At 67.2% G+C, this 26,848-nt stretch carries 27 protein-coding genes; 8 read left to right on the top strand and 19 right to left on the bottom strand.

Annotation, left to right across the window (positions count from 1 at the left end):
* Nucleotides 1-123: 123 nt before the first annotated feature.
* The 8 genes from AC50YM_RS09710 to AC50YM_RS09675 form a co-directional block, all read right to left on the bottom strand.
* On the bottom strand, nt 124-1,320 hold the full coding sequence (locus AC50YM_RS09710; protein ID WP_494956734.1) for a substrate-binding domain-containing protein: 1,197 nt from the start codon (nt 1,318-1,320) through the stop codon (nt 124-126).
* A gap of 232 nt (nt 1,321-1,552) precedes the next feature.
* Nucleotides 1,553-2,038, bottom strand: coding sequence for a DUF1579 domain-containing protein (locus AC50YM_RS09705; RefSeq protein WP_494956733.1), 486 nt, complete (start codon nt 2,036-2,038; stop codon nt 1,553-1,555).
* A 145-nt stretch (nt 2,039-2,183) separates the two neighbouring features.
* Nucleotides 2,184-3,527 carry a M16 family metallopeptidase gene (locus AC50YM_RS09700; protein WP_494956732.1) on the bottom strand — a complete coding sequence of 448 codons (1,344 nt, stop codon included), beginning with the start codon at nt 3,525-3,527 and terminating at the stop codon, nt 2,184-2,186.
* A 170-nt stretch (nt 3,528-3,697) separates the two neighbouring features.
* Nucleotides 3,698-5,947, bottom strand: coding sequence for a polyribonucleotide nucleotidyltransferase (locus AC50YM_RS09695; RefSeq protein ID WP_494956731.1), 2,250 nt, complete (start codon nt 5,945-5,947; stop codon nt 3,698-3,700).
* A gap of 247 nt (nt 5,948-6,194) precedes the next feature.
* Nucleotides 6,195-6,464: a 30S ribosomal protein S15 gene (gene rpsO, locus AC50YM_RS09690; protein WP_069951170.1), complete on the bottom strand. Its 270-nt coding sequence runs from the start codon at nt 6,462-6,464 to the stop codon at nt 6,195-6,197.
* 182 nt (nt 6,465-6,646) lie between these two features.
* Complete coding sequence (gene kynU / locus AC50YM_RS09685) at nt 6,647-7,906, bottom strand: kynureninase (RefSeq protein ID WP_494956730.1); 1,260 nt, start codon at nt 7,904-7,906, stop codon at nt 6,647-6,649.
* A gap of 53 nt (nt 7,907-7,959) precedes the next feature.
* On the bottom strand, nt 7,960-8,814 hold the full coding sequence (gene kynA / locus AC50YM_RS09680; RefSeq protein ID WP_494956729.1) for a tryptophan 2,3-dioxygenase: 855 nt from the start codon (nt 8,812-8,814) through the stop codon (nt 7,960-7,962).
* Nucleotides 8,815-8,828: 14 nt separating this feature from the next.
* On the bottom strand, nt 8,829-9,902 hold the full coding sequence (locus tag AC50YM_RS09675) for a bifunctional riboflavin kinase/FAD synthetase (protein ID WP_494956728.1): 1,074 nt from the start codon (nt 9,900-9,902) through the stop codon (nt 8,829-8,831).
* Nucleotides 9,903-10,136: 234 nt separating this feature from the next.
* On the opposite strand from AC50YM_RS09675, the gene AC50YM_RS09670 reads away from it, so the two are divergent.
* On the top strand, nt 10,137-10,922 hold the full coding sequence (locus AC50YM_RS09670; protein WP_494956727.1) for a DUF937 domain-containing protein: 786 nt from the start codon (nt 10,137-10,139) through the stop codon (nt 10,920-10,922).
* Nucleotides 10,923-11,077: 155 nt separating this feature from the next.
* Nucleotides 11,078-11,518, top strand: a complete 441-nt coding sequence (locus tag AC50YM_RS09665) for a hypothetical protein (protein ID WP_494956726.1) — start codon at nt 11,078-11,080, stop codon at nt 11,516-11,518.
* On the opposite strand, the gene AC50YM_RS09660 is transcribed toward AC50YM_RS09665, so the two are convergent.
* Nucleotides 11,515-11,949: a hypothetical protein gene (locus AC50YM_RS09660; protein WP_494956725.1), complete on the bottom strand. Its 435-nt coding sequence runs from the start codon at nt 11,947-11,949 to the stop codon at nt 11,515-11,517. The two genes, AC50YM_RS09665 and AC50YM_RS09660, sit on opposite strands and share 4 nt — an antisense overlap.
* A gap of 31 nt (nt 11,950-11,980) precedes the next feature.
* Nucleotides 11,981-13,048 carry a GNAT family N-acetyltransferase gene (locus AC50YM_RS09655; protein ID WP_494956724.1) on the bottom strand — a complete coding sequence of 356 codons (1,068 nt, stop codon included), beginning with the start codon at nt 13,046-13,048 and terminating at the stop codon, nt 11,981-11,983.
* A 179-nt stretch (nt 13,049-13,227) separates the two neighbouring features.
* Here AC50YM_RS09655 and AC50YM_RS09650 point away from each other — a divergent pair, with 179 nt between their 5' ends.
* Nucleotides 13,228-13,701, top strand: coding sequence for a hypothetical protein (locus AC50YM_RS09650; RefSeq protein ID WP_494956723.1), 474 nt, complete (start codon nt 13,228-13,230; stop codon nt 13,699-13,701).
* Between the two features lie 56 nt (nt 13,702-13,757).
* Here AC50YM_RS09650 and AC50YM_RS09645 read toward each other — a convergent pair whose 3' ends face one another.
* Nucleotides 13,758-15,521 carry an HNH endonuclease signature motif containing protein gene (locus AC50YM_RS09645; RefSeq protein ID WP_494956722.1) on the bottom strand — a complete coding sequence of 588 codons (1,764 nt, stop codon included), beginning with the start codon at nt 15,519-15,521 and terminating at the stop codon, nt 13,758-13,760.
* Between the two features lie 282 nt (nt 15,522-15,803).
* Here AC50YM_RS09645 and AC50YM_RS09640 point away from each other — a divergent pair, with 282 nt between their 5' ends.
* Together AC50YM_RS09640 and AC50YM_RS09635 are read left to right on the top strand one after the other, a co-directional pair.
* Nucleotides 15,804-16,325, top strand: coding sequence for an NUDIX domain-containing protein (locus AC50YM_RS09640; protein WP_494956739.1), 522 nt, complete (start codon nt 15,804-15,806; stop codon nt 16,323-16,325).
* Between the two features lie 47 nt (nt 16,326-16,372).
* On the top strand, nt 16,373-16,801 hold the full coding sequence (locus AC50YM_RS09635) for a VOC family protein (protein WP_494956721.1): 429 nt from the start codon (nt 16,373-16,375) through the stop codon (nt 16,799-16,801).
* A gap of 4 nt (nt 16,802-16,805) precedes the next feature.
* Here AC50YM_RS09635 and AC50YM_RS09630 read toward each other — a convergent pair whose 3' ends face one another.
* The 3 genes from AC50YM_RS09630 to truB are packed head-to-tail and all read right to left on the bottom strand — an operon-like array spanning nt 16,806 to nt 18,695.
* Nucleotides 16,806-17,357: a hypothetical protein gene (locus AC50YM_RS09630; protein WP_494956738.1), complete on the bottom strand. Its 552-nt coding sequence runs from the start codon at nt 17,355-17,357 to the stop codon at nt 16,806-16,808.
* Nucleotides 17,358-17,376: 19 nt separating this feature from the next.
* The gene (locus tag AC50YM_RS09625; RefSeq protein WP_494956720.1) at nt 17,377-17,730 is read right to left on the bottom strand and encodes a hypothetical protein; all 354 of its coding nucleotides are present in this window, start codon (nt 17,728-17,730) and stop codon (nt 17,377-17,379) included.
* Nucleotides 17,730-18,695, bottom strand: a complete 966-nt coding sequence (truB, locus tag AC50YM_RS09620) for a tRNA pseudouridine(55) synthase TruB (RefSeq protein WP_494956719.1) — start codon at nt 18,693-18,695, stop codon at nt 17,730-17,732. The genes AC50YM_RS09625 and truB overlap by 1 nt, the downstream gene beginning before the upstream one ends.
* A gap of 67 nt (nt 18,696-18,762) precedes the next feature.
* On the opposite strand from truB, the gene AC50YM_RS09615 reads away from it, so the two are divergent.
* Together AC50YM_RS09615 and AC50YM_RS09610 are read left to right on the top strand one after the other, a co-directional pair.
* Nucleotides 18,763-19,920 (top strand): pyridoxal phosphate-dependent aminotransferase, encoded by a 1,158-nt coding sequence (locus tag AC50YM_RS09615; RefSeq protein ID WP_494956718.1) that lies wholly within the window; start codon nt 18,763-18,765, stop codon nt 19,918-19,920.
* Nucleotides 19,921-20,054: 134 nt separating this feature from the next.
* Entirely contained in the window at nt 20,055-20,255 is a 201-nt protein-coding gene (locus AC50YM_RS09610) for a hypothetical protein (RefSeq protein WP_494956717.1), read from the top strand.
* Between the two features lie 44 nt (nt 20,256-20,299).
* Here the strand turns inward: AC50YM_RS09610 and AC50YM_RS09605 are convergent, their stop codons facing one another.
* The 3 genes from AC50YM_RS09605 to AC50YM_RS09595 all read right to left on the bottom strand — a co-directional run bounded on the left by AC50YM_RS09605 (nt 20,300) and on the right by AC50YM_RS09595 (nt 21,736).
* Nucleotides 20,300-20,647, bottom strand: a complete 348-nt coding sequence (locus AC50YM_RS09605; protein ID WP_494956716.1) for a CU044_2847 family protein — start codon at nt 20,645-20,647, stop codon at nt 20,300-20,302.
* 69 nt (nt 20,648-20,716) lie between these two features.
* Entirely contained in the window at nt 20,717-21,151 is a 435-nt protein-coding gene (gene trxA, locus AC50YM_RS09600; RefSeq protein ID WP_494956715.1) for a thioredoxin, read from the bottom strand.
* Between the two features lie 99 nt (nt 21,152-21,250).
* Entirely contained in the window at nt 21,251-21,736 is a 486-nt protein-coding gene (locus AC50YM_RS09595) for a nucleoside deaminase (protein ID WP_494956714.1), read from the bottom strand.
* A gap of 207 nt (nt 21,737-21,943) precedes the next feature.
* Here AC50YM_RS09595 and AC50YM_RS09590 point away from each other — a divergent pair, with 207 nt between their 5' ends.
* Entirely contained in the window at nt 21,944-23,095 is a 1,152-nt protein-coding gene (locus tag AC50YM_RS09590) for a ScyD/ScyE family protein (protein WP_494956713.1), read from the top strand.
* A gap of 100 nt (nt 23,096-23,195) precedes the next feature.
* Here AC50YM_RS09590 and rbfA read toward each other — a convergent pair whose 3' ends face one another.
* On the bottom strand, nt 23,196-23,705 hold the full coding sequence (gene rbfA / locus AC50YM_RS09585) for a 30S ribosome-binding factor RbfA (RefSeq protein WP_494890228.1): 510 nt from the start codon (nt 23,703-23,705) through the stop codon (nt 23,196-23,198).
* Between the two features lie 141 nt (nt 23,706-23,846).
* The gene (infB, locus tag AC50YM_RS09580; protein ID WP_494956712.1) at nt 23,847-26,732 is read right to left on the bottom strand and encodes a translation initiation factor IF-2; all 2,886 of its coding nucleotides are present in this window, start codon (nt 26,730-26,732) and stop codon (nt 23,847-23,849) included.
* Between the last annotated feature and the right edge of the window lie 116 nt (nt 26,733-26,848).

The following is a 26,848-nucleotide window of genomic DNA, read 5'->3' as shown; positions in this document are numbered from 1 at the left end:
CATGGATGCTCCTGTCGATATGCCGGTGCCGCGGAGGGAGAAAGTGAAGGGGGGGTGGTGCCCCCCCCCCCCCCCCCCTCTCCCCCCCCCCCCCTCTCCCCCCCCCCCCCCCCCCCCGCCGGGCTACTTCTTTTCCGGCGGGGCGACGGTGTCGGCCGCAACCACTTTGATCAGCTCGGGCGCAAAGGTGCTGCCGGTCTGGACCAGCTTGACCTGGTACATGTCCTGGACCAGGGCGTGGTCCGAGGCGCGGACGGTGACTTTGCCCTTGGGTCCGTCGAAGCTGAAGCCCTCGAGCGCCTTGACCATGGCGTCGGCGTCGGAGCCGCCTTCCTTGATGGCCTGGACAATCATCTGGCCGGCGACGAAGCCGTCGGGGGTGAACAGATCGGCTTTCTTGCCGGCTTTCTCGACCGCGGCGATCATCTTCTTTTCCACCTCGGTGCCCGAGGCGCCCGGGAAGTAGTGGTTCAGGAAGCTGATCTTGGAGGTGGCCTCGCCGTAGGCGCCGAAGGTGGCGGCGTCGCCGAGCCCGGTGACGACCGGTGCGGCGTCGAAGGCGCCCTGCTGGCTCAGGGTCTGCCACATGGTGCCGGACGTTGCCCCGGCCCAGGCCACGAAAACCATATCCGGCTTCGCGTCGATGAGCTGGCGGGCGAACGGGGTGAGCTCCTGTCCGTCCGGAACCAGGACGGCCTCCACATTGGCGCCCTTGGCTCCGAGGACGGCCTTGACGGCGGCGACATTGCCCTGGCCGAAGGCGTTGTCCTGCGCGAAGACGACGACCTTCTTGCCGTTGGTGTCGATGAACGAGCCGGCGGTGGCGACGTCCTGCAGGCTCTGGCGGCCCGAGCGGAAGGTGTACTTGTTGATGCCCTGGATCGCGTCGGTCGCGGCGGGACCGGAGATGTAGAGGACCTTGTTCTGGGCGGCCTGTTCGGCCAGCTTGAGTGCGATGCCGGAGACGACGGTGCCGCCGATGATCTTGTAGCCCTTGCCGATCAGGTCCTTCGCGGCCGTGACGGCCTTGTCCGGGTCGCCGCCGTCGTCGGCGTAGGTGAGGTTGATCTTGGCGCCGTTGACTTCGCCGGTCCCGCCGGTGGCGTGCTCGATGCCCGCCTGCAGGCCCTCGTAGTAGGTGGCGCCGTAGGCTGCCAGTGGTCCGGTCTTGGAGTAGATGATGCCGACATTGACAGGCTCGGCGGCCTTGGTGCTGCCCGACGCGGCTGGCGCTGCGCTGCCGGCAGTGGGCGCACAGGCGCTGAGGGCGAGCCCGGTGGCCATCACGGCGGCCATCAGGAACTTCTTTGTATCCTTCACGGGATGCCTTTCGTTGAGAATCCGCGGAATCTGGCGGGAACTGACTGGATCATGCGCTGAACCTGAAAGGTGATTCAGATTACGGCAAACCTATGATGCAGCGCAGATCGTGTCAACGGATTTCAAGGTCGGCTTTGCAACGTTATGGCAACGGTTTGGGAAGCTGGTCGTTGGGGGCCGCTGCAATCGTCCCGAGGGGCGGCGTAAGGATCCTGCGGCTACGGCGGCTGCGTCAGGCGGTGGCGGTGGCATCCTCGGCCGTGGGCCGGCAGACGGAGGTCATAAAGGGCGTGAATTCGCTTGCGGCGCCGAGCCGGAGCCCGGCGCTGTGGGTCAGCACGCCGTCGTCGACCCGGAAGGTGTGCCTGGACGTGCCGCGCTCGCTGCGCCGTTCCATGGTGAGGACGCCGTCCTGCCAGCTGGCACGGGCCGGCGCTTCCGGCGGCAGGCCCATGCTGTTGACGTGGTACCAGAGGGTGTCCGGACGGTCCGGGTCCATCGTGAACACACCGTGGCCCTCGGAACGGCCGCCGTCGGCCTCCGTGTGCCGGTAGCTGTGGGTGACGGCCCGGCCGGCGGCCGCACGGGCGAAGGTCAGTTCAATGGCAGCGGAACGCGCCGGGCCCCAGGGCGTGGCCTCCCACCGCGTGGTGCCGGTCCAGTGCCCCAGGAACACCTCAAGCGCCTCGTGGGCACTGCCTGACAGCGGACGGTCCATGGTTCCTCCCAAGTGGAGTTCCTCCCGCGTGAGCCCGTCCCCATCATCACGCGGTGCCGCCCACCCTGTCTAGGTCCGGACCTGCCTTCTTCGGCCGGTGCAGGCCCAGCTCAGGGGCCCGCCGGGCCGGGGCCAGAGTCCGGACCTAGAGGCCGAAGGTCTCGGTTTCCGCGAAGGGGCCCACCACGGTCACGGTCCGCGGGGCGGCCGCGAGTTCGCGGGCCAGCTCCTGGACTTCGGCGGCCGTGACGGCCTTGATCTGGCGCAGGGTCTCGTCGATGTCCTGGTATTCGCCGGAGACCAGTTCCGCGCGGCCCAGCCGGGACATCCGGGAGCCGGTATCCTCCAGAGCCAGCACGATCCCGCCGCACAGCTGCCCGACGGCCTTGCGGAGTTCCTCGTCGGAGATTCCGCCCCGGGCCAGCTTGTCGAGTTCGGCGCCGAGCAGGTCAACAACCTGCCGGACCTTTGACGGGGTGCACCCGGCGTACATGCCGAAGTAGCCGGCGTCGGCGTAGGAGGAGGCAAAGGAGTAGGTCGAGTAGACCAGTCCGCGCTTTTCGCGGACTTCCTGGAACAGCCGGGAGGACATGCCCCCGCCCAGCACCGCGTTCAGGACGCTCATCACGAAGCGGCGGTCGTCGGTGGCGACAATGGTGGGGCAGCCCATGATGATGTTTGCCTGCTCCACGGGGCGCTTGATCACGTGCAGCCCGGCCGTGCCGGTGATGGCGGCGCGGTCGGTGGAGCGGCGCTGCACCGGTGCGGCGTCGGGCTCCAGGCTCCAGCCGGCGGAGTGCAGGGCGTCCACGACCAGTCCGCAGACGACGTCGTGGTCCAGTCCCCCAGCGGCGGTGATGACGAGCTCGTCCGGGCGGTAGTAGCGGCGGTAGTGGTCCCAGACCGAGTCGCGGGCGACGGCGCGGATGGCGTCCGGGGTTCCGCCGATCGGGCGGCCCAGCGGGTGCGTGCCCAGCACTGCGGCGACGAAGTGTTCGTGGGCGACGTCGGTGGGGTCGTCGCTGTCCATCGCGATTTCCTCGAGGATGACGTCGCGTTCCTGCTCCATCTCCTGCGGGTCCAGCACGGCGCCGGTGATCATGTCCGCGATGACGTCGATCGCCATCGGCAGGTCGGTGTCCAGCACTCGGGCGAAGTAGCAGGTGCTCTCCTTCGCCGTGGCGGCGTTGGATTCCCCGCCCACCTCGTCGAAAGCCGAGGCGATCTCCAGGGCGGTGCGCCGTTTGGTGCCCTTGAACAGCAGGTGCTCCAGGAAGTGGGTGGAGCCGTGCTGGCCGGGGGCCTCATCGCGGGAGCCGACGCCGACCCAGAAGCCGATGGTGGCCGAGCGCTGGCCCGGCATCGCCTCGGTCAGCACACGGACGCCGCCGGGCAGCACCGAACGGCGCACCTCGGAACCGCCGTCGGCGCCGTGGATCAGGGTGTCAGCGTGCTGGTTCTGCTCAAGCGGCAGGGGGACGACAGTCATCAAGGCCTTTCAGTAAACACATGCCAAATCTGCCTGCCATCGTACCAGCGGGACGCTGCCCCGGCAGTCCGGTCGCGGCGGCGGGAACGGGGGCATGAACCTCCGCCGGTTTTGAATGGGGGGGGGACGGGTGGGGGCCCCACCCCCCCCGCCACTTGGTTCAAGAAAGACTACTCTGCGGTCTCCAGGGAAACCTCAGCGTCGTCAGCGTTCTCTGAGCCCGCCTCGTCAGCCACAACGGGTGACAGGGAGAGCTTGCCGCGGTCGTCGATCTTGGTGATTTCCACCTGGATCTTCTGGCCGACGGAGACGACGTCGTCGACGTTGTCCACGCGCTTGCCGCCGGCGATCTTGCGCAGCTCGGAGATGTGCAGCAGACCGTCCTTGCCCGGAGTCAGGGAAACGAAGGCGCCGAAGGTCGTGGTCTTGACGACCGTGCCCAGGTAGCGCTCGCCGATTTCCGGGATCTGCGGGTTGGCGATGGCGTTGATCGCGGACCGTGCTGCGTCGGCAGACGGGCCGTTCGTGGCGCCAATGTAGACAGTTCCGTCGTCCTCGATCGAGATGTCGGCTCCGGTGTCTTCCTGGATCTGGTTGATCATCTTGCCCTTCGGGCCGATGACCTCGCCGATCTTGTCTACCGGGATCTTGACCGCGATGACGCGCGGCGCGAACTCGGAGAGCTCGTCCGGGGTGTCGATCGCGGAGTTCAGCACGTCCAGGATGTGCAGGCGGGCTTCGCGGGCCTGCTTCAGGGCGGCTGCCAGGACGGAGGCCGGGATGCCGTCGAGTTTCGTGTCCAGCTGGATGGCCGTAACGAACTCGGCGGTGCCGGCGACCTTGAAGTCCATGTCTCCGAAGGCATCTTCGGCGCCGAGGATATCGGTCAGGGCGGCGTAGCGGGTCTGGCCGTCAACCTGGTCGGAGACCAGGCCCATGGCGATACCGGCAACAGCGGCCTTCAGCGGCACACCTGCGTTGAGCAGGGACAGCGTGGAGGCGCAGACGGAACCCATCGACGTCGAACCGTTGGAGCTGAGAGCCTCAGACACCTGGCGGATGGCGTAGGGGAATTCCTCGCGGGACGGCAGCACCGGCATGATGGCGCGCTCCGCGAGGGCACCGTGGCCGATTTCGCGGCGCTTCGGGGAACCGACGCGGCCGGTCTCGCCGGTGGAGTACGGCGGGAAGTTGTAGTTGTGCATGTAGCGCTTGCGCGTGACGGGAGACAGCGAGTCGATCTGCTGTTCCATCTTGAGCATGTTCAGCGTGGTGACACCCATGATCTGGGTCTCGCCGCGTTCGAAGATGGCCGAGCCGTGGACGCGGGGCAGAACTTCAACCTCGGCGGTGAGCTGGCGGATGTCCGTCAGGCCACGGCCGTCGATGCGGATCTGGTCCGTGAGGATGCGCTGGCGCACGACGTGCTTGGTGACGGAGCGGAAAGCTGCGGACAGCTCCTTCTCGCGGCCTTCGAACTGGCCAGCCAGGGAAGAGGTGACCTCATCCTTGAGCTCGTCGGAGGCGGTGTCGCGCTCCTGCTTGTCGGCGATCTGGAAGACAGCGGCCAGCTTCTGCGCGGCAGCGGACTCAACTGCGGCGTAGACGTCGTCCTGGTAGTCCAGGAAGACCGGGAACTCGACGGTCGGCTTGGCGGCGCGGGCTGCCAGGTCGGACTGCGCTTCGCAGAGTGCCTTGATGAACGGCTTGGCAGCCTCGAGGCCCTCGGAGACAACCTCTTCGGTCGGGGCGGTGGCGCCCTGTTCCTTGATGAGGTTCCAGGAGTTGTCGGTGGCTTCGGCTTCAACCATCATGATGGCGACGTCGTCGTTCTTGATGCGGCCGGCAACGACCATGTTGAAGACGGCGTTCTCGAGCTGGGAGTGCTTCGGGAACGCGACCCACTGCGAGCCGTGCTCGTCGGCGACGAGGGCAACGCGGACGCCGCCGATCGGGCCGGAGAAGGGCAGGCCGGAAAGCTGGGTGGACATCGAGGACGCGTTGATCGCAACCACGTCGTAGAGCTCGTCCGGGTTGATGGACAGCACGGTGACGACGATCTGGACCTCGTTGCGCAGGCCCTTGACGAAGGCGGGGCGCAGCGGGCGGTCCATCAGGCGGCAGGCCAGGATGGCTTCCGTGGAGGGACGGCCTTCGCGGCGGAAGAACGACCCCGGGATGCGGCCGGCGGCGTACATACGCTCTTCGACGTCGACGGTCAGCGGGAAGAAGTCGAAACCTTCACGCGGGTGCTTGCCGGCGGTGGTGGCGGACAGCAGCGCGGTCTCTTCGTCGATGTAGACCATCGCTGCGCCGGCTGCCTGCTTGGCAAGGCGGCCGGTTTCAAAGCGGATTACACGCTTGCCGAAGCGGCCATTGTCAATGATTGCTTCTGAGAACTGGATTTCGGGACCCTCCATAGAGAGTCACCTCCGTTTCATGGTTCACGGAGTCCAGCCGCATCAACCCAGTCCAGCGTCTGTCTGCTGGCCTGCACTGCACCCGGTCGTCGATCGAGACCCACGGGCTAGGGCTTCACTCGTTGAAGCCGTTCCCGGAAGTCACTACCGAAGACCGCGAATGCGTGATGCGGTTGATCCTCCTGTTGAGTTTTATTTGAAGAAGGCGGCCCTTTCCGGTCCGGAAGGGGCCGCCCCTTAAAGCTGACTAGCGGCGCAGGCCGAGACGCTCGATGAGCGCACGGTAGCGGGTGATGTCAGTGTTCTTGAGGTAGGTCAGCATGCGCTTGCGACGACCAACCATGGCCAGCAGACCGCGCTGGGTGTGGTAATCGTGCTTGTGCACCTTCATGTGCTCAGTGAGATCCTTGATCCGCTGAGTCAGGACTGCAACCTGGACCTCCGGCGAACCGGTGTCGCCCTCGGACGTTGCGAAATCCTGGATGATGGACGTCTTTACAGCGGCTTCAAGTGCCACAATAACTCCTAGAGATGTGCCGTGAGGCCCGAATCAGTAACTCACTGTCGGGGGTGCCGCGCCGGCGTTCCTCCTCCGAAGAGGAAGTTTTCCGTACACAACAAGAGCAAGCCGCCACGGACTGCAGCCAGATCCAACGTTTAGTTTACCGGCACGCCGCTGATCTTGTCGAAACGGTCCGGCTACTGCCCGGAACGGCTCTCCGCGAGCCGGTCGCGGATGGCGGCCATCCCCCGGTACAGCTCGGTGAAGGACGTGCTCAGCGGTGACAGTCCGATCCGGAGGCCCTGCGGCGCGCGGAAATCCGGGATGACGTCCTGGTCCCAGAGTGCCGCCGTCATTTCCCGGAACGCGGGATGGTCCACGGTGATGTGGCTTCCGCGCTGCTCCGGGTCCCGCGGCGTCGAGAGTTCAACACCCGCCGGTGCGAGCCAGGCGTCGTGGAGTTCGACGGCGAACGCGGTCAGCCGGCGGGACTTCTCCCGGACCGCGGCGATGCCCGCCTCCTCGATCAGGTCCAGGGTGCCGCGCATCGCGAGCATCCCGAACACGGCCGGGGTGCCGCTGAGGAACCCGCGGATTCCGGCGGCCGGCTCATAGCCGGGGCCCATTTCAAAGGCGTCCTTGCGGCCCATCCAACCCCAGATCGGCTGCCGCAGACCGGGCAGGTGCCGGGCGTTGACGTAGGCGAACGCGGGCGAGCCCGGTCCCCCGTTGAGGTATTTATACGTGCAGCCGGCGGCGAAGTCGACGTCGGCGGCGTCCAGGGAAATCTCCACCGACCCGGCGGAATGGCACAGGTCCCACACGACCAGCGCACCGGCGTCGTGCACGGCGGCGGTGATCCGCGGCAGGTCTGCCAGGTACCCGGAGCGGTAGGCGATTTGGCTCAGGAGGACGACGGCGGTGGCCGGGCCGGTGGCGGCCCGCACCTGTTCGACAGTCACGCCGGAGGCGGGGTCGGCATCGATCCAGCGCAGTGTGAGCCCCTCTTCGCGGGCGATGCCCTCGACAAGGTAGCGGTCGGTGGGGAAATTCTCCGTGTCCAGCACGATTTCGGTGCGGGCCGGGTCCGTAACGGCGGCCAGCGCGGCCCGGATCAGCTTGTACAGCACCACCGTGGTGGAGTCGGCGATGATGGTCTGCCCGGCAGCGGCGCCCAGGACCGTGCGGCCGAGCTGGTCGCCGATTGCCTGCGGGAGCTCAAGCCATTCCTCGTCCCAGCCGCGGATCAGCCGGCCGCCCCAGCTGTCCTGGATGAAGCCGCTGATGTCCGTGACGGTGCGCTTGAGCGGGCGGCCCAGGGAGTTGCCGTCCAGGTAGGACAGGTCGGTGTCGGTGCCGATGAAGTGGCCCCGGTAAGCGGCCAGCGGGTCCGCGGCGTCCAGTGCCCGGGCGCGCTGCAGCAGGTCGTCGGTGGGCTGGGCTGCGAACTGTGTCAAGGACTGTGCCGTAGGCTCCGCCGCTTGGCCCGCCGTCTCCGGGTCGGGGGCGCTCACTGTCCGATCTCCGTCCGGACGGCAAAGAGTTCCGGGAAGAAGGTCAGTTCCAGCGCCTTCTGCAGGAAGGCAGCGCCGCTGGAGCCGCCGGTGCCGGACTTCATGCCGATGGTCCGCTGCACCGTGCGCAGATGCCGGAAACGCCAGAGCTGGAAATTGTCTTCCAGGTCCACCAGTTCCTCGCAGGCCTCGTAGGCACCCCAGTTGTCTGCGGCATTCTCGTAAATGTGCTTGAACACCGGGACCAGCTCGGGGCAGAATTCGTGCGCTCTGGTGACGTCCCGTTCCAGCAGCGAGGCGGGAACGTCGAAGCCCTGCCGCTTCAGGTACGCGAGGAAGTCATCGTAGATGCTCGGGGATTCGAGGAGTTCCAGCAGCATGGCGTGGGCCTCGGGATCGGATTCGAACACCGGCAGCATCTTGCGGTTCTTGTTGCCCAGCAGGAATTCGACCGCGCGGTACTGGCTGGACTGGAAGCCGGAGGAGTTGCCCAGGAAGCCGCGGAACTGCGAGTACTCCGTGGGGGTGAGGGTGGCCAGGACAGACCACTGCTCGGTGAGGGTCTTCTGGATGTGTTTGACCCTGGCAATCGCTTTCAAGGCCGAGCCCAGATCGTCGGTGCGGAGCCAGGCGGCGGCGCTGCGGAGCTCATGCAGGACCAGCTTGAGCCACAGTTCCGTGGTCTGGTGCTGGATGATGAACAGCATCTCGTCGTGGTGCTCCGGCGTGCTGACCGGCTGCTGGGCGCTCAGCAGCGTCGGGAGCTGCAGGTAGGACGCGTAGCTCATCCGGGAGCTGAAGTCCCGGACAATGTCCTTGTCCAGTTCCCTGGTGTTTTTCTCAATGGTCACGTTTCTTGCCTTCCTTACCCCCGGCGGTTCGGCCCAGGTGGTTCAGCGCGGCGGTTTAGCGCGTCGGTTCCGCGTCCGAACAGGATGTTGTGGGCCTGGACCACGTCCAGGCGCATCTGGTCCACCAACGCCTCAGGGCCACGGTACGCCACCATTCCCCGCAGCCGGGCGACGAATTCCACTACTACTGTCTGGCCGTACAGATTGAAGTCCTCGACAGCCTCGTCCGGCCGGTCGATCACGTGCGCCTCCACCTGGCGGCTGACGCCGTCGAAGGTGGGGTTGGACCCTACGGAGATGGCCGCCGGCCAGCGCGTTCCGGCCTGGTCCACCAGCCAGCCGGCGTAGATGCCGTCCGCCGGGATGTAGCCGCTGGCGTCGGAAGCGAGGTTGGCGGTCGGGAAGCCCAGGTCGCGGCCGCGCGCTGCGCCGTGCACCACTTCGCCGCGCATCCGGTGTGACCGTCCCAGGACAGCAGCCGCGGTGGCGACGTCGCCCTCCCGCAGTGCCTCCCGTACCCAGGTGGAGGAACAGCGGCGGTCCTTGCCGCCGTCGTCGTGCGTTGCACCGTGTCCCTCGTCGTACACGTCGCCGTGCAACGGAAAGCCTTCATAGCCGAACTCGCTGATGACCAGCACCTCGAAGCCGAGCTTCCGGCCGAGTTCCTGCATGGTCTCCAGGTCCCCGGAGTTTCCCCGGCCGAACCGGGCATCATGGCCGATCACCACATGGCTGGCCTTGAGGCTGCCGACCAGGATGTCCGCGACAAATTCTTCAGGGGTGAGGCTGGCCAACTCGAGCGAGTACTTCATCACCAGCACTGCGTCCAGGCCCAGCTCGCCGAGCGCCACGAGTTTGTCCTCCAGGCCCATAATCAGCTCAGGGGCCGATTCCGGGCGATGGACCTGCGCCGGGTGCGGGTCGAAGGTGATGGCGACGGCGCGGGCGTGGTTCAGGCGGGCGGCGCGGATGAGTTGCGACAGCACCTGCTGGTGGCCCCGGTGTACACCGTCGAAGTTGCCGAACGTAACGACGGAAGGACCAAAGTCCGCGGGGACTTCGGACGGATCGTTCCAGATGTGGACCATCAACCTCGCCTTTTGCTTACTGCCCTATGCTCCTCCGGAGAACCTGCCGGCTCCGGAACTCTCCTAGATTACCTGCAAACGCCGCGCGCCTCCGACGGAACTGTCCGGCCCCGGGCAGGGACCTATCGCGTCGAGGGAGCCCGAACTAGGATGCAAGAGCAACAGTCCGACGGCGCCTGCGCGGGTGCCGCTTCCAGCGAGGCCCGCAGTGACATGCGGCTGAAGGAGTACACCATGACAGAGCTCCACGACATCCTGAGGCAAATCCCGGTAGACCAGATTGCCGGCCTCCTCGGCACCGACCAGCAGACCGCGCAGGCCGCAGTGGAGGCCGCAGTGCCCACGCTGCTGGCTGGCATGCACAACAACGCGCAGGCTTCCGGCGGCGCCGCCTCGCTTGAATCGGCGCTCAGCCAGCACCAGGACGCGCTGCTGGAGGGCGGGGTCGATGTCTCGCAGGTGGATACCGCGGACGGTGAAAAGATCGTGAGCCATGTCTTCGGCGGGCAGCAGGACCAGGTGGCCAGCCAGCTGGCCGGGACCTCCCAGCTCGGCGGCGTCGGTGGTGACCTGATCAAGAAGCTGCTGCCGATCCTGGCCCCGATCGTGATGTCGTACCTTGCGAACAAGGTCCTCGGAGGTCGCGGACAATCCGGTGCCGACGCGTCCGGCGGCGCCGGCGGGTCCGGCCAGGCCGGCGGCATTGACCTCGGCGGAATTCTCGGCGGGATGCTTGGCGGCGCCGGTGCGGCTGGCGGCGCCGGCGGGATGGGTGGGCTCGGCGATCTGCTGGGCGGGCTGTTCGGCGGCGGCCAGCAGTCTTCGCCCGCCGCCGTTCCGGACGCCCGGCAGGACTCACCGCTCGAACCGCAGGCCTACCCCCAGGGCCAGAACGCCGGCGGCGCCCCGCGCCCCGGTGAGGTGATCGACGTCGATCTCCCGGAGAGCCAGCCGGAGGAGCAGAAAAAGGACGACGGCAGCCTCGGCGGCATTTTGGGCGGACTGTTCGGCAAAAAGTAGGCGGCGCCCTGCCCTGGGTTCGCCGGGCGGGGCCCGATTTCCCCGCACTTGTCGCGGGCCAGCCGGCTGCTCCACCGACTTTGAACCGGCGCTGGTAGGGTCATCCCATCTGCTCCGGAGACCGCCGGACAGGCACAGTGTTGGGGGACACCATCATGAACATCGCTGCCAGGGCGCCGCTTGCCGCTGTTTGCCTGATCGTCGCCGCGGGAGTGTCGCTCACCGCCTGCGGCGGCGCGGCAGAAGCCGCCGGGAGCGCCGGTACACCGGCGGCGTCCACAGCGGCGGGCGCGGCCGCGCCGTCGGGACCGGCGGTCGGGGGCTACGAGGGCTGGTGGAACGCCACGCCGGCCAACGGCAGCGCGGCGGGGCTCCCCCACGAAACGGTTGCCATCAACACCAGGACGAACAAGGTTGTCGATGCCTTCAACCGGGAGATCAACGACGCCGGGCGGCCCACGCTGATCACGGACGTTCCGTATACCGTGGCTGCCGATCCGTCCTGGCCGGCGGACTCCGTGATCATCATCGACACGGCGACCAACAAGGTCATCGAGCACTTCCGCGTGGATCCTGAAGGCAACCCGCTGCGCTAGCGGTCCCCGGCGGTGGCCGGCAACTTGACGGGACTGAGGCGCGCAGTGGCGCCCGTGGCAGCACGGTGGTTTCGCCAGTGCAGCAACACAGCGGCCAGGATCAGGGGAACATGGATGCCCGGCAGGTTCCTGGCGAACCAATGCGGCAGGTAGATGTCCGTGACAGAGCCCTTCTCGTCGCCCAGGTCTCTGGCCACAGCGGTGAGCGGGCAGTGAAAACAGTTGGCGGCGAAGACCAGCGTCTCGGCGGTCACGACGCCGGCGGCCACGCCTACCCTCCGGTCGGTTCGGCCGCGGAGACCGGCATACAGGACGTAGACCATGCAGGCCTCGATTGTGACCCAGGCAAAGGTGTGGAATGCCTTGACGGCCCTCAGCAGGGAAGTTCGTTCAGCGTTCGGCAGTTCCCATGGGGCCTTGAATCCAGCCATTCCCCCAGCGTAGCCGTGCGTCGATGTCCGCTCAGAGGCTTTCGGCCTGCCCGGATGGGACGGGCAAATCCGCGAGCCAGGTTTCGAGTTCCCGGGGATGGCGGAACAGGATCGTAGTGGGCATCCCGGGGTCTGCCGCAAGGCCCCGCATCACTTGGCGCTTCCGTGTGAACGAACGGAAATGCCACCGAATAATCGAGTCGTTGATGAAGATCCGGGCGATGGTTTCCTGGTTGCCGTTGCATACGGGTTCCCGAGTCAAAGCCCGGCGCAGTGTGCGGCGTATCAGCCGGGCGAGCGAGAGCCTGCGAGGATAGTCAAGGCCCACGATCAGCTCCGCCCGCGGCAGTACAACGTCACGCCAGACCCCATAGGCGCTGTCCAGCACCCAGTGGTCCCTGGCTGCAATGCTTGCTGCGATGTCGCGCTGTTCCTCGACCGAGCGCTGTTGCCACCCGGGCAGCCAGCCGATGTCGTCGTCTGCCGAGAACTCTGGAAGTCCGGTGGCCTGGGCGTAGGCACGGGCGGCGGAGGACTTGCCGCTGCCCGTCACGCCATAAAAGACGACGCGGGAGGGTGCGGGCGGGCTTGGTTCACCACCGGCGGGAGCCTCGACGGCCAGAGCAGGTCCGAGCCGTTTGTGGTAGATCGCGGCAGTTTCCGTGGCAGCTCTCCGGGTGCCGTCAGCGCCGGGAACTTCATAGGAGCATGTTGCCGTGGCACCAGTGGGCCGGTAGCCGAGGCCTGCGTAAAGACTGAGTGCGGCTGCGTTGCCGGGCTCCACCCCAAGCATGATCCCGGAGTGGCCGGCAAGCTTCGCCTGTTCTTCCAGCCAGCGGCAAAGCGCACCTCCGATCCCCGCTCCCCTGCTGCCCGCATACACGAAAAGGTGCTTGAGCTCAGGGACAGAACCGGCCCGAAACTCCAACACCGCCCCGCCGTGCGGGGTGCCCCCGGTCCACGCCGTGGCATAAATCAGGTTCCCGGCTCCCTGCCGTTCCAGGAATCCCTCGGCTATCTTTGAGTTCAGCGGTTCATGCACGAGCAGTGCGGGAAGGTCGTCCGCCGAAGTCCTTCGGATGCACACGGATTCGTTCAAGGTTCGTCCCCCTTGGGGTTTTGGCGTCAAGCCCGGCTTCGCCCGGCTGCGCATCGAGATACGGTAACACCTCCGGCCCGAGCCGCGGGGGACGCGTGGTGACCCAGTGCCAGCGTTCAATAACTGCGCCCTAAAAGTTCGCCGTAGACCAAATGTCCGGCGGCGGATAGGTTCTGAACATGCTCAAGCTAGTACAAGCGGCGCTCGCGGGGGTGCTGTCGTGCGGCTTGGCGAGTGGCTGCTCGTTGCTGCCCACCGGCGGATCCGAAATCTGTGTCGATTGGGTCCATTTCGAGACGCCCCAGGCCCAGTTCGACCACGCCTCCCTTGTCGTCATCGGCAAGCCGGTCGGCGTCGACGGGCAGACCCCGATCTACGGCTATAAGGCAACCGTCCATCTGGTGGAAGTCGAGGCCGTCCTTAAGGGCGACCCGGGTCCTGTGCCACTCCGGATCGCCTCGACGCCGGCCACTTGTTCAGCCGGAGTCACGTACCCGGACGGTGATCCGCTCGAGCGGAGCCAGCGGATGATCATTTTCGCAAACAAGCAAGAGAACGTTTGGTTCACCCAGACTCCCGCGCAGGGTGCGGAACCGTTTGAAGTCGGGGAACCGCTCCCTTTCAGCACCGTTGATCCGATGCCGAACCGGTGAGCCGATGGGCTGTTGATCCCTGCCATCCAACTTTTCGGATGGTGGCGGCTTCGGGTTCATTCGAGCTGGAAGTAGCGGTTGCGGCGTGGCAGTTGGCGTGGGTCCAGGTGTGGTGGCGGGATGAACCAGGGGATGCCGGTGCGGACCTGGATGGTCCATTGTTCCTTGTGGATGACGTGGTGGTGGTGTGTGCAGAGCAGCACGCCTTGCTCTGTGCCGGTCGTTCCGCCGCGGGACCAGTAGTTGATGTGGTGGGCCTCGCACCAGGGCGCGGGCATCGGGCACTGCGGAAACGCGCAGCCGCCGTCCCGGGCGGTGAGGGCTTTGCGGATGTGCGGCGGGAAGACCCGTGAGGCCCGGCCGATGTCCAGGATGCGGCCGTTGCCGCCGAGCACGAGGGGAATGATGTCCGCGTCGCAGGCGATTTTCCGCACCGTCGAGGCCGTGACCGGTCCGGTGAACATCAGGGTCCCCGTGCCGGATCCGGGTGCGCGGGTCTGCGGGCCGGTGCCGCCGAGCTGTTCAAGGAGGTCCCGGTAGTCGATGGTGACCATCACCTGGGGGCGCAGGCCTCCGGCGGCGGGCAGATCTCCGGCCGCGAGGGCCACCTTGCAGGCACCGACCAGGCCATCGAGCAGCCGCTGCGGCCGGGTGCGCTGATCCAGCCGCGCAGCCGCGGCCGACTCCTCCGCAGCAGCATCGTCCTCAACTGCAGCGTCCACAGCCGCTCCGGAGCCGGAGTTCGCGGCGGCGTTGTTGTTGGCGTTGGCGTTGGCGTTGGCGCCAGCTTCAGTTCTGGCCTCAGGACCGGGATTTTCGGCGGTGCCCGCGCCGCGTCCGGCGCCGGTCCGCGGGTTGGTGGCGGTGTTCATGACCGTGAGCAGGTGTTCGAACTGGTCGGGTGTGGCGAAGATTTCCAGATGCTGCAGCCCGCGGTGGACCCGGCGGATGAACGCGCCCTGGCGCTGGCGCAGTTCCTGCTCACTGGGTTCCGCACCGTCCTGGTCCAGGGCGTCGGTCCAGCGCTTCGCGATCCTGGTCAGGAAATCCTGATCGTTCTCCACCGCAGTGCAGGTCAGTGCGTGTTCCATCCGGGCAACGTCCCCGGGCGCGGCCACGTGCCGGACCCGGTCCAGGGACAGACTGATCAGGGTCGCCGCGCGTGAGGCGATGTCCCCGGCGGCGAGGACTGCCCCGAGTTCCTCCCGCACCGCCGGCAGGGTCTGGCCCGACACCCCGGTCCGCGGCAGAACCTCCGAAGCCAGGGCCAGCCGCCGCCGGGCCTCCGCCGCGGTAATCCGCAGCCGCGCCCGCAGGAACTCCGTGCTGTTCCGGAACCCGTCATCGACCCGGCCCTGCGCACAATCCGCGCCACCCGGCACGTTCCAACCGTCCTCCCGCCCGGCAGCCGCCGGCACGGCAGCCGTCGGCGTCGGCGTCGGCGTCGGCTCAGTGTTCCAGCCGGTCAACCAGCCGGCAGGGGCACCGGCACCAGACGCCGCAGCCGCGTTCCTGGCTGAAGCCGCCGCCTGGCTCCGGGTCCGGTCCACCGCCGCCGCGGCCACAAGCTGCAGGAAGTCCACCATCCGGGACAACTCCTCCACGCGGCCCGCAAAGTCCGAGGCTTCGGTCACTCCGAACAGCGCTGCATCAGAAACTGCCGCCCCCTTTGCCGAGCGCAGCAGTACCAGCGCCCCATCCAGGGCACAGTCCACGTCATCCGCCGCGTTTGGAGCGGGCGACAGCCCATTAGATCCAAGGAGCATCTCGGCGCCAGACCGGGCGGCCTGAAACGGGATGAAACCTCCAACTTCGTCCATGGCTAAACACTAGATCTGGGGTGTGACAGTAATGATCAATTGGCGTACCGCACAATGCCCCCTCATCAATCCGCGCGTTGGAATGTCCGTTCTGGGCCAGCCCGGGAAGCTCTCCGAGGTTCCTGCGAGTCCTGCGGGGTCACACTTCGGCCGGGACGGGCAGCGCCCGTGGGAAACTGAGGCATGGACAGCCCTGTTGCCCCGACATCCAGCCCGGCGAACACCCACAATGCTCGGCCCGGCGATTACCGCCCCGTCGGAGCGGACTCACACGAACTTCCGATCGAACTCCGCCGCCCGCTCGGTCCCCGTGATCCAGGGGACGCGTGGGTGGAGGGCGCCCGCGGACGATTCTGGGGGCGCTTCGGCTCGGCCGGCCTGCTGGTCCACGACGCTGCCAAGGGCGTCCTGCTCCAGCACCGCGCGCTTTGGAGCGATCAGGGCGGAACCTGGGGACTGCCGGGCGGAGCCCTGCACCAGGGCGAAGAGGCAGTCCGCGGCGCTCTCCGCGAGGCCGAGGAAGAAGCTGCCGTCCCGCCGGAGAACGTCCGGGTGCTGTTTACTTCAGTGTTCGACGTCGGCTATTGGACGTACACCACCGTCGCGGCCGAGGTTGTGGAGGAGTTCGACCCGGTGATCAGCGACCCGGAAAGCCTGGAGCTCCAGTGGGTGCCGGTCGAGCTGGTCGGGGCCAAGGAACTGCATCCCGGCTTGGGAGCGGCCTGGCCGGGCCTGCGCCGCAGGCTCCTGGGCCTCGACGCCGGGACTGACAGCGCCGCGGACGCCGTCCCGGACGGAGCCTAGGAACGACGGGCATTCCGCGACACGCCCGATGGTCCTAGGGTTCGGGTATGACTACCGAAAACCGAACCCCGCCTCCCGTCCGGCAGCTGCGACTCGTCGTCGAGACGGAAGACTACGAGGCCGCCCTGACGTTTTACCGCGACGTGCTCGGACTCGTGGAGCGCGAGATTGTTCCCAGCGAGGGTGAAGCACGCATCACAATCCTGGAAGCAGGCCGGGCCACACTGGAGCTCTCCAACCCGGCACAGGTCCAGTACATCGATCGCGTGGAGGCCGACGGTCAGCCGAGCGCTAAAATCCGGGTCGCCTTCGAAGTCGATGACGCCGAAGCAGCCACGCGCGACCTTGTGGGCGCGGGAGGCAGTCTCATCGCGGAACCGCGGGAAACGCCGTGGCGCTCCGTGAACTCAAGGCTTACCGGCCCGGCCGGGCTGCAAATCACGCTGTTCCAGGAACTCGATCAAAACCCCGACTAAGTGCTTAGGCCCGCTTTGGCGCGGGACGACGGCGATAGAGCCAAATGAGGCCGAGAATCGGCAGCAGCAACGGGATGAACGCATAACCTCGGCCGAACAGGGACCAGACGGTCTCATGCGGGAAATTCACCGAATCGAACAAGCTGAGCGCCCCCACCACCAGCACACCCACCAGTTCCACCAGCACCGCCACTACGGAGACCCTGAACCAGGTGCGCCCGGCCTTCGCGAGCGACACCGTAGCCACGAGATAAACCACTGCGGCGAATGCCGACAGCAGGTAGGCCAACGGGGCTTCGGAGAACTTGGTGAGAATCTGGAATCCCGCCCGGGCCGTTGCCGAGATGGCGAACACGGCATAAACCGCGATCAGCAGCCGGCCGGGGCCGGTGTTGCGGGTATCCCGCGCCGTTCCGGCCGCCGCCGGGGCGGCCGTTCCCGTGGCCGCCGCCGGGGCGGCCGCTCCCGTGGCCGCCGTTCCCGGGGCCGCAGCCGATGGGGAGGCCGTTGCGTCCGGCGTCGCTCCGGTGTCCTCGTGCGAAGGTTTCGCCGTCACGTTCTTTGCCTCTTTCACGTCAGTACCAAATCTGATTCATTCGAGCCGCCATCACCAGGGCGGTGACGCCGACGGCCGCCAGCACGAAGTTGCTCCACCGGGTGCGCTCCAGGATGGCCCAGTACACCGCGCCGACAGGCAGCAGGAGTGCCGTCAGCAAATAGCCCCAGAACTCCCACGGCTCCCCCGCGATGGGTTCCCCGCCGGCGACCCGGATGATCGAACCGACCAGATACACCAGCAAGGAGAGTTCGACGGCGGCCACCGACAGGATCGTGGTGTCGTTCGGGGCCTTCTTGAGGATGCCGGCGGTCAGGCAGATAACACTGGAGACCAGTCCGACCACGAGGATGATGTAGAAATACGCGTCCACTACTGTCCGGCCTGCTGTTCCGCCGGCGGCTGCGCGAGTGCGCGCTTCTCGTTGTCCGGCGCGAAGACCAGCACCGGTTTGGCGTAGCTTCCCTTGTCAGCGAGCAGGGCCACGAGGGTCCCGTCCGGGGCGAAGCCTGCGGCCGGGTGCTCCGGCGTCGCGGCACCAGGAGTCCCGGCGGCCGCTCCCGCGGCGATCCTGCGGCCGAAGGAAATCTCGGTGGTTTCCTCGTCGCTGAGTTCACGGTTGGGCATCAGTGCCCGCGCGGCCTGCGACATTTCGAGCACGTCCAGTTCTTCGGCGAGCTGTTCGAGGGTGCGCGCCTGGTCCAGCGTATAGGGCCCCACCTGGGTCCGGCGGAGGGCCGTCAGATGGCCGCCGACGCCGAGCGCGTTGCCGAGGTCGCGGGCAAGGGCCCGGATGTAGGTGCCGGAGGAGCATTCCACGGTGACGTCGACGTCGAGCGCCTCGCCGCCTGACTCCCCCACGCTAACGCGACGGAGGCCGTGGACTTCGAAACGGTGGATGGTGACGGGGCGGGCGGCCAGCTTGACCTCTTCACCGGAGCGGACCCGCGCGTAGGCACGCTCCCCGTTGACCTTGATGGCGCTCACGCTGCTGGGAACCTGTTCAATTTCCCCGGTCAGGGCCTCGACGCCGGACCGGACCGCTTCCTCGGTGACCGAAGCGGCGCTGTGCGTGGCCGTGACTTCGCCTTCGGCGTCGTCGGTGACGGTCGACTCGCCGAGCCGGATGGTGGCCGTATACGTCTTTGACGTGCCCACAATGTAGGTCAGCAGCCGGGTGGCCTTGTTGATGCCGACCACCAGCACGCCCGTCGCCATGGGGTCCAGCGTCCCGGCATGGCCGACCTTTCGGGTACCGGCGAGCCGCCGCATCCGTCCAACCACATCGTGGCTGGTCCAGCCTTGCGGCTTGTCCACTATTACCAGTCCAGAAAGCACGCTCCCCAGTATATCTGCGCAGATGCTCCCCCCAGCGCCGCGGGCCGCGCCGGTTAGGATGGCTGACATGCCCGAGCTTGCACCGCACGTCCGCGACGTCCCCATCAACCAGATCCGCGAAATCACCGAAGCCGCCTGGAAGACGCCCGGCGCCATCGTGCTGAGCATCGGCGAACCGGGCTTTGCCGTCCCCCGCCATATCCTCGAAGCCGGGATGGCCTGCCTGGACCGGGACGAAACGAATTACACCCCCAATGCCGGCATCCCTGCCCTGCGCGAGGCGTTCGCGGCCAGATTCCGGGAACACAACGCGACGCCGGTTGCGGCGGACCGCGTTTACGTTGTCGACGGCGCCCAGCAGGGCCTGCACTTCGCGATGAGCCTGCTGCTCTCCCCCGGCGACGAAATCCTGATCCCCAATCCCGGCTACCCGACGTTCGCCATGACCAGCAGCCTGCTGCATGCCGTCCCGGTAAGGTACCCGCTGTATCCCGAGCACGACTTCCAGCCCCGAATCGCGGACATCGAGGAGCTCATCACGCCGCGTACCAAGGTGCTGATCCTTAATTCGCCGTCGAACCCGCTGGGCGCCGTGCTGGGCGAGGAACTCACGCGCAGCCTCGTCGCCCTCGCTGTCCGGCACGACCTGTGGATCATCTCGGACGAATGCTACGAGGCGTTCACGTACGACGTGCCGCATGTGAGCCCCGCCCGCTTCGACAGCGACGTCCCGGGTGAGGCGCGTGTGTTCACCTCGCTCACGCTCTCCAAGACGTACGGTCTGACCGGGCTGCGGATCGGAGCGCTGATCTGCCCGCCCGGACTGGAGCAGAGGATGAACAACGTGATGGAGGCGATTGTCTCCTGTGTCGCCTCACCCTCGCAGTACGCGGCGCTGGCCGCCCTGACCGGCCCGCAGGATTACGTCAGCCACACCCACGCGCACTACCGGGCCAACCGGGACGCTGCCTCGGCGGTGTTGACGTCCCGCGGGATCCCGTTCCTCACGGCGCAAGGAGCCTTCTACCTCTGGGCGGACGTGTCCCACGTCAGCGGCGGCGACGTCCGATCCTGGGTACGGCGCTTCCTGGCCGACTCCGGCGTGTCCTTTGCCCCCGGCACGGCCTTCGGCTCGATCGGCGAGGGCTGGATCCGGATTGCCCTCTGCGGCAGCCAGGCTGATCTCGTGGAAGGCCTCCGCCGACTCCCGGCCAGGGTGGCCTGACGGCTGGCGGTCGGGTCCCAGGCCCCTACCGGCGCGCCACCACAACGCCTAACCTAAGCGCAGCGCGTGCATTTCGCGTGCCGCCCGGGGCGCCGCCCCGGGACTGGGGTTCGGGTTCGGTCGTGGAGGTTCACATGTGGTGGCAGGACTTGTTATGGGGCATCTGGAACGGGATCACGGCGTGGATCGTGCTGATAGTGCATGTCTTTGGGCAGTGGAGCGAGTTCCCTTTTTACAACACGGCCCGCGCCGGGAACTGGTACGACTTCGGCTTCCTGCTGGGGATGGGCTCCCCTGTCCTGGGTGGCCTTCGGGCCCGGCGGAGCCGCCGCTGAAGCACCCACCCATGTGCTTGGGTCCCCGCCGCCGTCCGGCAGCCTCACAACATGATCTCGTCCTCTGGTGACGGTTGGGCCGGGGGCGTGCGGGAGAAGGACAGCTTGACGATGAAGTGGGCCTCGGAGCAGTTCTGCGCAATGATGGCCCCCGCCCCGCCGGCCAGCTTCACACCGAACTGAAGCTCAAGATGCTCCGCCCCGACTTCCTTCAGGACCTCCGCCGCAGCGTTCGCGGCCGGCCTGATGGCTGCCAAGGCATCCTCGAGCCGCCGCCCGGCGTCGGTGATGCCCTGCTCGTTCCGGGAGGGGCGTTCGACGCCGAAGCTGCCATCCGCGACCTCGACCAGCACCGTCCCGGAACCCACTTCGTAGCGCAGTATTTCGGTCATAAATTCCTCCATCTCACCGGTGGGCCGGCCACGGGGGCCGGTCACGCTGGTCCGGGCACGCTGGGCCGGTCACGGTCGGCCAGCCAGCGCCCCGTCAAGCCACTCGCGCAGGGCCGCAGCCGGCGGGGCCCCCGTCTGCCGGGCCACGACTTTGCCATCCCTGATCAGCAGCATCGTCGGAATGGCCTGGATGTCGAAGCGCCGGGAGAGCGCCGGGGACTTGTCGACGTCGACCTTCACCAGTTTGACCCGGCCGGCACGTTCATGGGCCAGCTTGTCCAGCACGGGGCTGACCCTCCGGCACGGACCACACCAGGCCGCCCAGAAATCGATCAGGGCAGGCGTCGAGGACTGCTCGGCGATTTCCGCAAAATCCGCGTCCCCGGCGTCGACAATCCAGGGGAGGTCCTTGCGGCAGCTCCCGCAACGAGGGTGGCCCGCGGCCGCCGCCGGAATGCGGTTGGTCTTCCCGCACTGAGGGCAGGAGATCAGGCCGGAGGCCACGGTCCGCTGCCTTCCCAAGTCACCGGCGTCATGGTTCCATGGGACGCCGCCGGGCGGAGCCGGCCCAGAGGCCAAAGACCCCGGCGTCCGGGAACCGGCTCAGTACTCAACGCGGTCCGGGTTGTCGCGCCAAGCCACAAACGGGGCGTCCGACGCCGGGACGGCCGTATGGCGCACCGGCATCAGATCCGGCCTGGTCCCTTCGAAGTACTCGTAAAAGAGCGCGTCGTCGAAGCCGGCGGCAGCGGCAGCATGACGGTCCGCGGCGAAATAGACCCGGTCCACGCGGGCCCACAGGGCAGCGGCGAGGCACAGCGGGCACGGTTCGCAGCTGGCATAGAGCACGGAGCCGGTGAGATCGAAGTTGGCGGAGGCTGTCGCGGCCGCACGGATGGCCACGACTTCGGCGTGGGCGGTGGGATCGTTGTCCCGGGTGACATGGTTGACGCCTTCATGGACCTGACCGTCGGACGTCACCACGAGCGCACCGAACGGTCCGCCGCCAGCGGCGACATTGGCGGCGGCCAGCCGGATGGCCTGATCGAGGAGGCGGTTGATTTCGGGAGCTGAGGGTGCCGTGGCCATGGTCCGATCATAGCCAGCAACGATGAGCGCCGGGGAAGATTCGGGCTCGCAACGCAGACATCGACTTTGCATGAGCGAGGGCATAATATCCGAATACGGGGGGCCGCCGTGCGTACTCCGGCCGCCACTACATAGGTCTCAGTGGTCTCAACGAGGTGAATATTTCATCACTCGGCACGGGAGCCAACCATGAATAAGAGTTTGTCCATGCTAGCCACGGCAGTAGCCGCGGCCGTGTTTCTCACGGCCGGGACAGCTGCCGGCGCAGCCCCCGGCACCGCCACTGGCGGTTCCGGGGGCACAACCAGCGCCGGCGGCGCTGGCCAAACCGCCGGCGGCGCTGGCGTTACCGAACCGGTGCTGCTCACCGGCAGTCTGGTGGGCCCGCTGCATGTCAGCGCCGGCCGGCACGGCTCAGTCACGGTGAGCGAAACGTTCGCCGGCCGGCTGACCCGGGTCGACTCCGGAGGAAACCAGGCGGTGCTCTACGAAGCCCCGGACTGGAGCGTTGAAGGCAACGCCCAGCGCGACGGTGACACGTACGTCCTGGAGAGCCAGGGGGCCGGGCCTGACCCGGCCGAGCTGGCCGGCCACATCCGGATCATCGGCGACGACGGGCACCAGCGGACTCTTGGCGACTTCGCCGCCCTGGAAACTGAGGACAACGCCGACGGCAATACCCGGTACGGCTACCGGGACCTGCCGGACGGCTGCGAGGCCCAGTTGCCGGCCAATATGCCTGCCAGCTATGAAGGAGAGGTTGATTCTCATCCGTACGGCATCGCTGTCACGGACGAGACGATCTACGTCGCAGATGCCGGGGCCAACAGCGTGGTGTCCGTTGACGCCCGCAGCGGCAAGACCAGGACGGTCGCGGTACTGCCGCCGCGGCCCTACGAGATCACCGCTGACGCTGCGGCCTCGAACGGCCTGCCTGACTGCGTCGTGGGAACGACGTATGACTTCGAGGCTGTTCCCACCGATGTTGTCGTCGGGTCCGACGGCTGGCTGTACGTCACCCTGCTCCCGGGCGGACCGGAAGACCCGGCCCTCGGCCCGCGCGGCGCGGTCTACAAGGTGGACCCGGACGACGGCGACGTGAAGCTCGTGGCCGAGGACATCATGTCGCCCACGGGGCTTGCCCTGGACGACCACGGCAACCTGTATGTTGCCTCCCTGTTCGGCGAGGGTGTCCTCAAAATTGACCCGGACTCGGGCGACCAGACGGTGGTGCTCGCCGCCGGCTTCGCGGCCGACGTGGACCTCCGCGGACACACGCTCTACGCGACGGTCAACGCCCTGCCCGGACCCGAGGGCCCGCCGGACGGCCAGGTCGTGTACGTGAAGCTGGCGGACTAGCCACACGGTCCGCGCCCGGACGGCAAATGGCCGGTCCCCTGCCGGGGCCGGCCATTTCCTCGCAGTCCTGGGCTTTTACCGGACTACTCTTCTTGCTGGACTACTTGTTGCTGTCCTCGTCGACGTCGTCCTCGTCGATGAGGTCCAGGTCCTCTTCGTCGAAATCGTCCTCGTCGAGCTCCACGTCCTGCGGAGTGTCGCTCTTGTACGGGTCGGCGTCGCCGGCATGCTTCGCGCTGGCAGCGAGAGCGGCCACCTCGGCGTCGCGCTTCTTCGCGGCCCGGAGCAGTTCCTCCAGGTTGGAGGCGTTGACCGGGATCTGGTCCGCCACGAATTCGAGGGTCGGGGTCAGCCGGACAGTGACGTTCCGGCCGACTTCCTGGCGCAGCACGCCCTTGGCTTTTTCAAGCCCCTTTGCGGCCTCGGCCTGGACCAGCTCGTCTCCGAACACGGTGTAGTAGATCGTGGCATGCTGAAGATCGTTGGTCACACGCGCATCGGTCACGGTGACGCCCTCGAGCCGGGGATCCTTGACCCTGCGGCCCAGCGCCTCAGCGACAACAACCTTTATCCGCTGCGCCAACTTGGCAGCCCGTGCGGGATCAGCCATTTCCACTCCTAAAAATTTGGATGTACGACGGCGCCGGAACGGCTCCCGCACAATTGTTGGGTTTTGCGAAGGGGCGGGGCCGCCGGAAGAATCCAACGGCCCCGCATTTTTTACTGCTGACTCGCCCGAAGGCGGACCGACTTAGACGCGCGGCTTTTCGCGCATCTCGAAGGTCTCGATGATGTCACCTTCGGTGATGTCATTGAACGAGCCAAGACCGATACCACACTCGAAGTCCGTGCGGACCTCGGTGGCGTCGTCCTTGAAGCGCTTGAGCGTCTCAACGGTGAGGTTGTCACCGATGATCTTGCCTTCGCGGCTGACGCGGGCCTTGACGTTGCGTCGGATAACACCCGAGCGAACGATCGAGCCTGCAATGTTGCCGAACTTGGAGGAACGGAACACTTCGCGGACCTCGGCGGTGCCAAGCTGGACCTCTTCGTACTCCGGCTTGAGCATGCCCTTGAGGGCTGCCTCAATGTCATCAATTGCTGCGTAGATGACGGAGTAGAAGCGCATGTCCACGCCTTCGCGGTCTGCCAGTTCGGCAACACGCTCGGCGGGCTTGACGTTGAAGCCGATGATGACGGCGCTGTCGACCGTCGCCAGGTTGACGTCGTTCTGCGTGATCGCACCGACACCGCGGTGGATAACACGGAGCTGGACACCCTCGCCGACGTCGATCTTGAGCAGCGCGTCTTCGAGGGCTTCCACGGCACCGGACACGTCACCCTTGAGGATGAGGTTGAGGGTGTCGATCTTGCCATCGGCGACGGCCTGGTCGAAGTCTTCCAGGCTGATGCGCTTGCGGCGCTTGGCCAGGGCGGCGTTGCGGTCCGCAGCTTCACGCTTCTCGGCGATCTGGCGGGCGGTGCGCTCGTCAGCGGTCACGAAGAACGTGTCGCCGGCGCGCGGGACGTTGGACAGACCCAGTACCTGCACGGGGCGGGACGGGCCGGCCTCGGTCAGTGCACTGCCGTCGTCGTCGAACATCGCACGGACACGGCCGTGGGCCGTACCTGCCACGATGGTGTCGCCGATGTGCAGGGTGCCGGACTGAACCAGGACGGTAGCGACCGCGCCGCGGCCCTTGTCCAGGTTGGCTTCAATCGCGATACCGCGGGCGTCCTTGTTCGGGTTGGCGCGCATGTCCAGGGCTGCGTCTGCGGTCAGCAGGACAGCCTCGAGCAGTTCGTCGATGTTCAGGTTCTGGCGGGCAGAGACCTCCACGAACATGGTGTCGCCACCGTACTCTTCCGGAACCAGTCCGTATTCGGTCAGCTGGCCGCGGACCTTCTCCGGGTTGGCGCCTTCCTTGTCGATCTTGTTCACGGCCACGACGATCGGCACGTTGGCGGCCTGCGCGTGGTTGAGGGCTTCAATGGTCTGCGGCATAACGCCGTCGTCCGCTGCGACCACGAGGATGGCGATGTCGGTAACCTTCGCACCACGGGCACGCATGGCGGTGAACGCCTCGTGGCCCGGAGTATCGATGAAGGTGATCTTGCGATCGGTACCTTCGTGCTCGTGGGTGACCTGGTAAGCACCGATGTGCTGCGTGATGCCGCCGTGCTCGCCCGCCATAACGTCGGACTTGCGGATGGCATCGAGCAGGCGGGTTTTACCGTGGTCAACGTGACCCATGACGGTGACAACCGGAGGACGCGCCTCAAGTTCCTCGTCGCCTTCGGCTTCCAGCTCGGCATCGAAGTCGATGTCGAAGCCGGAGAGCAGGTCGCGTTCCTCGTCTTCCGGGGACACAACCTGGAGCTTGTAGCCAAGCTCCTCGCCCAGCAGGGCGAAGGTCTCTTCATCCAGCGACTGCGTGGCGGTAGCCATTTCGCCGAGGTGGAAGAGGACGGTCACCAGTGCTGCGGGGTTCGCCTCGATCTTGTCGGCGAAGTCCGTGATGGACGAGCCACGGCGAAGCCGTACGACGGTGTTGCCGTCGCCGCGGGGCACACTGACGCCACCCAGCGACGGAGCACTCATCTGCTCGAGTTCCTGGCGCTTGGCACGCTTCGACTTGCGCTGCTTGCCACGGCCTGCGCCGCCCTTGCCGAAGGCACCCTGGGTGCCACCGCGACCGCGGCCACCCTTGCCGAAGCCTCCACCGGCCGGAGCGCCGCCACCGGCACCGGGAGCACCGGTACCTGGAGCGCCACCCGGACGGCCGGGGCCGCGGGCTCCGCCGCCGGGACGGCCTGCACCAGCGGGTGCGGGACGTTCGGTGCGGTTAGGCATCATGCCGGGAGTCGGACGGTTTCCACCCGCGCCTGCCGGACGGCCAGCGCCTGCTGCACCAGCCGGACGCGGAGCGCCCGGGCGTGCACCCGGAGCGCCGCCGGTGCGGGGAGCACCCGGACGGGGACCACCAGCGCCTGCTGCGGGACGGGGGCCGCCGGGGCGTTCGCCCTCGGTGCGGCTTCCGCCCGGACGCGGCATGCCCTGGGAAGGCGCGAACGGGTTGTTACCCGGACGCGACGGACGATCGTTGTCGCCGCCGCGGCCCCGGGGCATGCCCTGGGACGTTGCGAACGGGTTGTTGCCGGGACGGGGACCGCCCGGACGGGGTGCCGAGCCACCCTGGCGTGCCGGAGCAGCCGGGGTTTCGGCCTTGGGGGCCGGGCGTGCGCCGGGCTTGGCGCCCGTCGAGGGCGCAGCCGGTGCCTGTGCGGCGGGAGCTGCCGGTGCTGCGGGAGCGGCACTGGGTGCCGGTGCAGCTGCGGCCGGAGCCTCGGTCTTGGTTTCGGCAGCCGCCGGCGCTGCGGGGGCAGCCGGAGCCGGCGCGGGCGCCGGACGGGTTGCCGAAGGGCTGGCGGGTGCCTTGGGGGCGGATGCGGGCGCTTCGGACTTCGAAGCGGCTGCTGCGCCGGGGAATGCGTTGCGGAGTTTCCTCACAACGGGGGCCTCAATGGTGGAAGAGGCAGAGCGAACGAATTCGCCCAGTTCCTGCAGTTTGGTTACTGCATCTTTGGAAGTAATACCGAGCTCTTTAGCAAGCTCATGTACGCGGACCTTGGCCACATTTCTCCTGTCTCGGTCCGCACCGAGCCAGGCACGAACCGTCTACTTCTTACTGCGGACCTCCGCCGCGAGTGCAGCTGAAAGGTCCATTGCAGAGCGCAACAAAGATGTCATCG

Source organism: Pseudarthrobacter sp. RHLT1-30-1 (assembly GCF_059383415.1).
The sequence above is the reverse complement of the archived record's forward strand: the minus strand, read 5'-3'. Positions and strand labels throughout refer to the sequence as shown.